This is a genomic window from Capsulimonas sp. (assembly GCF_039929585.1).
GTDB lineage: Bacteria > Armatimonadota > Armatimonadia > Armatimonadales > Capsulimonadaceae > Capsulimonas.
Genome location: NZ_JBDSQY010000046.1, coordinates 1 through 7,459 on the forward strand (window position 1 = coordinate 1; position 7,459 = coordinate 7,459).

The 7,459-nt window shown below is 56.4% G+C and carries 4 protein-coding genes; all 4 read left to right on the forward strand.

Features of this window, described 5'->3' with window-relative positions; translation table 11 throughout:
* Positions 1-61: 61 nt before the first annotated feature.
* The gene (locus ABIZ35_RS03175; protein ID WP_348218422.1) at positions 62-2,788 is read left to right on the forward strand and encodes a carbohydrate-binding domain-containing protein; all 2,727 of its coding nucleotides are present in this window, start codon (positions 62-64) and stop codon (positions 2,786-2,788) included.
* A gap of 227 nt (positions 2,789-3,015) precedes the next feature.
* Positions 3,016-3,870: a DUF1559 domain-containing protein gene (locus ABIZ35_RS03180; RefSeq protein ID WP_348218423.1), complete on the forward strand. Its 855-nt coding sequence runs from the start codon at positions 3,016-3,018 to the stop codon at positions 3,868-3,870.
* Between the two features lie 111 nt (positions 3,871-3,981).
* Entirely contained in the window at positions 3,982-5,463 is a 1,482-nt protein-coding gene (locus ABIZ35_RS03185) for a lectin (RefSeq protein WP_348218424.1), read from the forward strand.
* Between the two features lie 32 nt (positions 5,464-5,495).
* A complete protein-coding gene (locus tag ABIZ35_RS03190; RefSeq protein WP_348218425.1) occupies positions 5,496-7,382 on the forward strand; it encodes a DUF5010 domain-containing protein in 1,887 nt (628 codons plus the stop codon).
* Positions 7,383-7,459: the final 77 nt, after the last annotated feature.

Genomic DNA, 7,459 nt, shown 5'->3' on the forward strand with positions numbered 1-7,459 from the left:
TAACTTCGAATGGCGCCGCCCCGGCTCTTATGCTGTCGTTAACGTTTCTCAAGGACATCTCATGAACACAAAATATCTGGCGACGGCCATTGTTGCTCTTCTTACGCTAGCGCCCCTCGCGTCCACCGCAGGCCCGACAACGCAGTCGTTCAATCCGAAAACCGGCGTGATGGATGTCGATTACGCCCATTATCTGTCCAAGCACGATGTCGTTTTTAATAAGCCGATCACAAACCCGCTCTACGGCGCCACCGTCGGCAATGGGCGCGTGGGCGCGATGGTTTGGAATACGAACGGTCTGACGATGCAAGTGACGGGAGTGGACGCCTCCGAAGAAACGGCGTTTTCTGGCGGCTTGATTAACCTCTCCACCACGCCGGGCATGGATGCGGGTGGCGGGAAGTTCCAGCAGCGTCTATCGCTTTACGACGGCGCTCTCGTCACGACGTACGGAGCGGATCGTAAGGTCACCATCATGGGGGCGCCGAACTCTGAAGTGATGGGAATCCATGTGGACGATAAGCGCGCGGGCGTCGCAAGCATCAACCTGGATCTCAGTCTGTGGGATGTAGCGAAGCTCGGGGGCGGCGACGTTCCCAATATCGACACCTGGCGCACCGTGACTACCTACGCCGACGCCTCGGGCATTGGCCTTAGCCGAGGCCAATCCGATCCGCACAACTTCGGCTATACGCTCGCGGCGACCGTCGAAGGCGCGAAGTTTACGACGCAGACGATCGGTCCAAACAAACTCCGACTGGTGATTACCCCGTCGTCAAGCTATACGATCTGGATCGCCTGCGCGAGCCGGCTTAATGCTCCTGAACACAGCTCTGTTCCACAGGCGAAGCGCTTGCTCGACGCTGTCAAAACTCAAGGTTACGCGGCCACGATGGCGAGCTATGAAAATTGGCGGCATGCGTTCTGGGCGAAGTCGTTTGTCCAATATTCTGGGATGTCCGGCGACGCCGATTACTTGGAGAACGCGTATTATCTTTACACGTATCTCATCGCTGCCGGCGGTTACGCCAATTACCCGTTCCACTTTATCAATGGCGCGTACAGTGCCGTGGAAGACCAGCACAGCAGCAAGTGGAGCGTCGCGTACTGGTTCTGGAACCAGCGCGATGTCTACAATGGGTTCCTGGCCGCGAACCATCCCGAAGTGCTGGATGGCTACAACAATCTCTACAGTCGTAACTTCGATGCGCTGAAGTCCTACACACAAACCAAGTATGGGATCGATGGGATCTGGGTCCCGGAGACGATGGGCTGGGATGGCAATGCGCGCCACACCGATGACAGCGACTTCACCAAGAACATCTACTCTACCGGCACGGAAGCGGCGGAGAATATGTACGACCGGTATCGATACACGAATGACGCCGCGTATCTGCGGGACAAAGCCTATCCGTTTATGCGGGAAGTTGCGAAGTGCTATACGAGCAAGTTCACCAAAAACGCTGACACGGGCAAGTACGATATGCTAATGTCGAATGCGCATGAGACGTATTGGCGGGTGAAGAACGCGATCACGGACCTCGCCGCCGTGCGCAGCCTCTTTCCGATCACTATCGCATCAAGCGAAAAGCTGGGCGTGGACGCCGGTCTGCGCGCCAGATGGCGTGATGTCCTGGCGAACCTCGCGCCATACCCCATCGCGGAGGACGGTCAGAGCTACCTGCCGCACGACCCACCGGCGATCAAGATGACCAACGGCGAGAACATTACCAGCGAACTGCTTTGGCCTTACAGTGTGACGGGAATCGGCGCGCCCGATTTCTCGAAGGCTCTGATTAACTTCAATACTCGCCCCAACGCCTACAGCAACGTCTGGTCGCCCGACGCCATTCAAGCGGCCCGTCTGGGCTTGGGTGATGCGGCGTATCAGGGGATGAAGGTCATGCTGGAAATGTACCAGACCTATCCCAATGGCCGCACGGACAATACTAACGGCGAGTTCGAGTATATGGGCGTGCATATCCTGGCGATAAACGAATCACTACTGCAAAGCTACAACGACAAGATCCGAGTGTTTCCCGCGCCTCTGACCGACAAATCTTTCATTGGGAGTTTCACTCTGCTCGCCAAAGGCGGATTTCTCGTCAGCTCGGAGCGCACGGCGGGCGATATCAAATACATTGGGATCAAGAGCCTTTACGGCAATCCCGCGATAGTCGTGAATCCCTGGGGCGCGCTGTCGGTGATCGTCCGCAAAGCATCGGGAGACGTCATTCTGGAATCTTCTGAGCCTGAGCTTCACTTCAGCACGGCGACGAACGCAGTCTATATCATCGAGCGGGTAGGGAAGCCACTGAGCGCTGATAAGCATCTGCGGCTGACGGGAACGGCGAACAACGACGCCAAGGGCTTAGACACGAACGCTTCCACGCTGGGTTCCTACGCCGGCGCGCGCCCGGATACGGGTAAGTACGAAGGCGAGGAAGCCAATCTGACGGCGTGCTTCGCGTCCTCGGATCACGGGGCGTCTCATGGCCGTGAGGTCACGAATATGGCGCTCGGCTCCACCCTCACATTTCCTCATGTGCGCGCAGGCGGACAGATCGCCATTCGATACTGCACGCAGAACAATCCCGGCAAGCTCACGCTTTATCTCAACGGCGTCCGGGTGCAGGATCTCACCTTCCCATCGACCCAGAGCTGGACGGGCGTATACGAGACGCTGCGGGTGAAAGCGGCGATCCCGCAAAACTCGGAGATCAAACTGCAGTATGACGACGGCGGCTCCGGCGTCAACATTGATTACATTCAAGTAGAAAACCTCTAAACCTCCACTAATCGCGCTATTACCATAAGGTAATAGCGAGGTTTTTCTATTAGTCCTATGAATATCAGGAAAATATCCCAATGAAACAAGCGGTTTCTTGATCTATACCCGAGGAAAATTATATATTGACAAGATAATAACACTATAGTATAATTGGTCATGTCGCCACTATTGCTGTATCACATCAGCACTAATGCACCGTGGAAATCTACGATATGAGGAATCCTATGAATACTTTCTCGAAATTCAGTCTCACGAAGGCAATCAGCAACACAAAGCCGCGTTCGGGTTTTACACTCATTGAACTTCTTGTAGTTATCGCAATAATTGCGATTCTGGCTGCAATACTCTTCCCTGTTTTCGCTAAGGCGCGCGAAAAGGCGCGCGCAATCAGCTGCCTGTCCAACGAAAAGCAAATCGCTTTGGGGTTTCTCATGTACTCCCAGGACTACGATGAGTACTTCCCTGCATCGACCTATTTCTCGGGCATTACCTTTAATAGCGGCGTCTGGACGAACACCATGCTGCTTACGCTCCCTTATATCAAGTCCAAAAACGTTTGGGCCTGCCCGAGCAATCCGTTCAACAAGTATTCGATGAACTACGCAACGACCGATGACGCTTTCACCTCATATGCGCTCAATATGCAGTTGTTCGACAAAACCTACTACGGAGCTCCTCACAACAGCGGCTTCATTGATAAGCCCTCCAACAAGATCATGATCGGCGAGTCCATCGCCTACGCCAATGGCAGCGCCCCTCCGCCGGCAGGGAATGGCGCCGGCTATACGTCGCTTGGTTGGTCCTATTGGGATGGACACGATTCGAGTAGTTTCGCCAAAGAGGGGTTCTGCCACAACACGGGCACAATGAACGTTGTGTATTGTGATGGGCATGCGAAGGCCGTTCGCCCGGAGCAAACGGCGGGCGCCAACGGGCAGGTCAACGCTTGGGGGGTCTTCACGGACAACAACGGCGGTTCGTGTAATGGGATGTGGTTGTCAGGCGGCTTAAACTGCGACAACTACTCGCCCGGCGCCACGCAGGACCTTGCGGACCTGCGCAAAAAATGGGCGCCGTAATCTCAGTCTCTTTCCATATTCGGCTCGCCGTTTTCGCGGCGAGCCGAATTTACGTTATGTTTCTTTAAATATAATCGCAATCTATTGTTTAAATTCAAAGGAGAACAATTGATGTCCAATCGAAAAATCGGGGCGAGGCTTCGAAGTGTCGGAGCCATATTACTCGCATTGTGCTTCGGTGGCCCGGCTCACGCCGCAAGTCCGCCCGGTGATGTCGTCGGCAAGGTGACGGTCGGGTATCAGGGATGGTTCTCGGCGATGGGGGACGGCTCGCCCGTCAACAACTGGGGCCATATGAACCTGGAGAACTGGCCCGATATGCGGGAGTACACGCAGTCCTACCAGACCACGTATTCGAATCTTGGCAACGGTCAGCCGGCGAAGATGTTCTCTTCCTACGATCAATCGACGGTGAATGTCCATTTCAATTGGATGGCGCAGAATGGGATTGATACGGCGGCGCTGCAGCGATTTGGCAATGAAATCACGCCAGGCAGCACCATCAAGGCGCAGCGGGACGGCGTGGCCGTCAAGATGATGAACGCCGCACAGGCGACCGGGCGCAAGTTCTACATCATGTACGACATGTCCGGCGGAACGGCGCAGCTGCAATCCGACTGGACGAACACGATCGTCAACACCCTTCATTTGACCTCCTCTTCGGCGTACGCCAAGCAAAATGGAAAACCCGTGGTGTGCCTCTGGGGACTCGGTTACACATGGTTTTCGCTCAGCCCGGCGGACGGGCTGGCGCTCGTCAACTGGTTCAAGAACCAGGGCTGCTATGTGATCGGCGGCGTTCCCGGCCAGTGGCGCACCAACAGCGGCGACTCCCGTGCGGACTATGCGAACGTCTACACGGCGTGCAATATGGTGATGGCCTGGGCGGTCGGTCGGGTGGTGGACGCCAGTTATCAGCCCTGGGTTTCCGGCGATCTGGCTTACTGCAATGCCCACGGAATGGACTATCAGCCGGACGCCTATCCCGGCACCTCATTTTTCAACAGTAACGGTCCGGCCTCTCCCAAAAATCAGTACCCCAGGAATCACGGCGACTTCATGTGGGCGCAGTTCGCGGCGATGAGAAACGCTGGCGCATCCAGTGTCTATATCTCGATGTTCGATGAGATGAACGAAGCGACATCGATCTTCAAGTGCGCTGAAGATACGTCCATGATCCCGGCGAACAACTGGTTTCTCACGCTCGACGCCGACGGCGTCCACGTCTCGTCCGATTACTACCTGCGCCTGACCTGCGACGGCGGCAAGATGATCAAGGGATCGATTCCGTATCAAACGACACATCCCACACCGTTCACGCTCTCCGGCGTCACGTTCTATCAAGACACCTTGTATAGTGGCGCGGCAAGCCAAAGCCTGGCGAAGGGGAATTACACCCTGGCGCAGCTCGCCGCCAAGGGCGTTCCCAATGACTGGGCGTCTTCGATGCGCATTCCCTTTGGCTGGAAAGTCGTTGCCTATTCCGATGACAACTTCACCGGCGCCTCTTGGACACTGACGTCGGACACGCCCAATTTCCCCGGTCTCAGCCCCAGTCCGAACGACATGATATCTTCGTGCAAAATCCAATGATGGAATACGAAACTTCGGAATAAGGAGAAACGATGAGAAACGCTGCTGTTTTACTCTTAGCGATCGCGGCGCTGCTGGCGAGCGCCACGGTCGCGAATGCGCAGTTCGTGGGCGTCACCTGCGGCTGGAACTACTCCAACGACCTTTCGGGGCCAAATACGGGGATGGCGAATACGCCCCAGTTCAATCCGGACCCCGCCAATCCCAATCGAACATGGGACGAATGGGCCGAAGAGCTGGGCGCGAGCGGCGTCGATTTCGTTTGTCCGAACCTGCGCGGCTCTTTTCCCGAGACCGGCCTGAGCCCGACTTTGATCACGCCGTTGATCACGGCGCTCAACAACCGTGGCTTAAACGACCGGATCAAACTGGCGATCTTCGACGACAACGCCAGCTCCTGGTCGGCGCAGTGGAACGAGGCGAACGGCCGCGGATTTGGCAACGCGCTGCCCTTCGATATCAGCGTCAGCGCCAATTGGAAGTACCTGTGGGACTACAATTACAAGCTGTTCTATCAGACGGTGCCGGACGCCAACCGATTCAAGATCAACGGACGCCCGGTCATCATCATCTGGACCGGGAATAGTTACTTTATTGGCAATATGCAGGGCAATATGTCCCAGGCGCTGCTGTATGTCCGTCAGCAATGCCAAAGCACGTTCGGCTTCAATCCCTATATCATCGTCTCCGGCGATACTCTGTCCAATGACACCACGTGCAACAATCCCGCAGTGATTGACGCGACCCAAAATTGGTTCAACCCCAGCCCCAGTGGAGCGCCCGGCTACACGATGACGAACTTCAACAGCACGCTGATCGGGGCGTGCTGCCCGCAGTATCAAACGGCGTCGTTCGGGAACTGGGTGGATTCGAACCACGGCGTTCAATTAGACACGTCGCTGCAGAACACGCATGGCGCCGGGGCTTTAGTCACATTGATTGAAGGTTTTACGGACTGGGAAGAGAACGCGGCGCTGTTTCGCGCCCGCAATCTCGATCCAGCAGGGGCGGCGCTGGGCTACAGCTCCACGTATTACGACTATCCGAACCAGCGTCTGAATATCGTGCGCAAGAACAGCAATAACCCGTTTCCGGCGGATCTCAAGGAGGAAATCGAAGGATGCGACACCTTTGGCGGCGGCGCCCGCAGCGGTCCCGCCAACTACTATCGAAACGGTCCAATCACCATCGAGACGACGGCCGACGCCGGCGGTGGCTTCGACGTTGGTAATATCCAGGCGAACCAATGGTTCGAATGGCAAGCCGTCCCCATCCAGGGCGCCAAGCACTTCCTGGTGCGTGTCGCCGCCACGACCGCCAGCAGCCGCCTGCATTTCGTGATTGACGGTTCGGTTAAGCCAAGCGTCACGTTGCCCAACACTGGAGGCTGGCAGAATTGGACGACGATCGACGCCGGCTCCTTCGGCTCCTACGCGAACGGCTCCACGCACACGGTGCGCCTCGTCTGCGAGACCAGCGGCATGAACGTCAACTACTGGAAGCTCAGTGGAACGATCCCCGTCGGATCCACGATCAGCCTTCAGTCACGCGCGAACAATAAATACGTCACCGCCAGCGCTGCGGGAACGACCTCCCTGATCGCCAGCAGCACGACTGTTGGAACAGCGCAGCGATTTATCGTGGTCGATATGGGCAACGGCTGCGTCGCCCTGCGCGCGCAAATCAATAATAACTATGTCTGCGCCGACAATGGGGGAGCAGCGGCGCTGATCAACAACCGAACGTCCGCCGGCCTCTGGGAAACGTTCCAGTGGATCGAAAATACGGACGGATCGATCTCGCTCAAATCGAATTCCGATCAGGAGTTTGTCTGTGCGGAAAACGCCGGCGCCAATCCGCTGATCGCCAACCGGCCGGGGCATGGTCTCTGGGAAGGGTTCAACGTCACGATCCTTTAGCAGCAGCGCCGAGAGAGTTTTGCTCTTATGCAAACTCTATGCCTGGCGAATAAATTCGCGGCTAGAAGTGCACGATG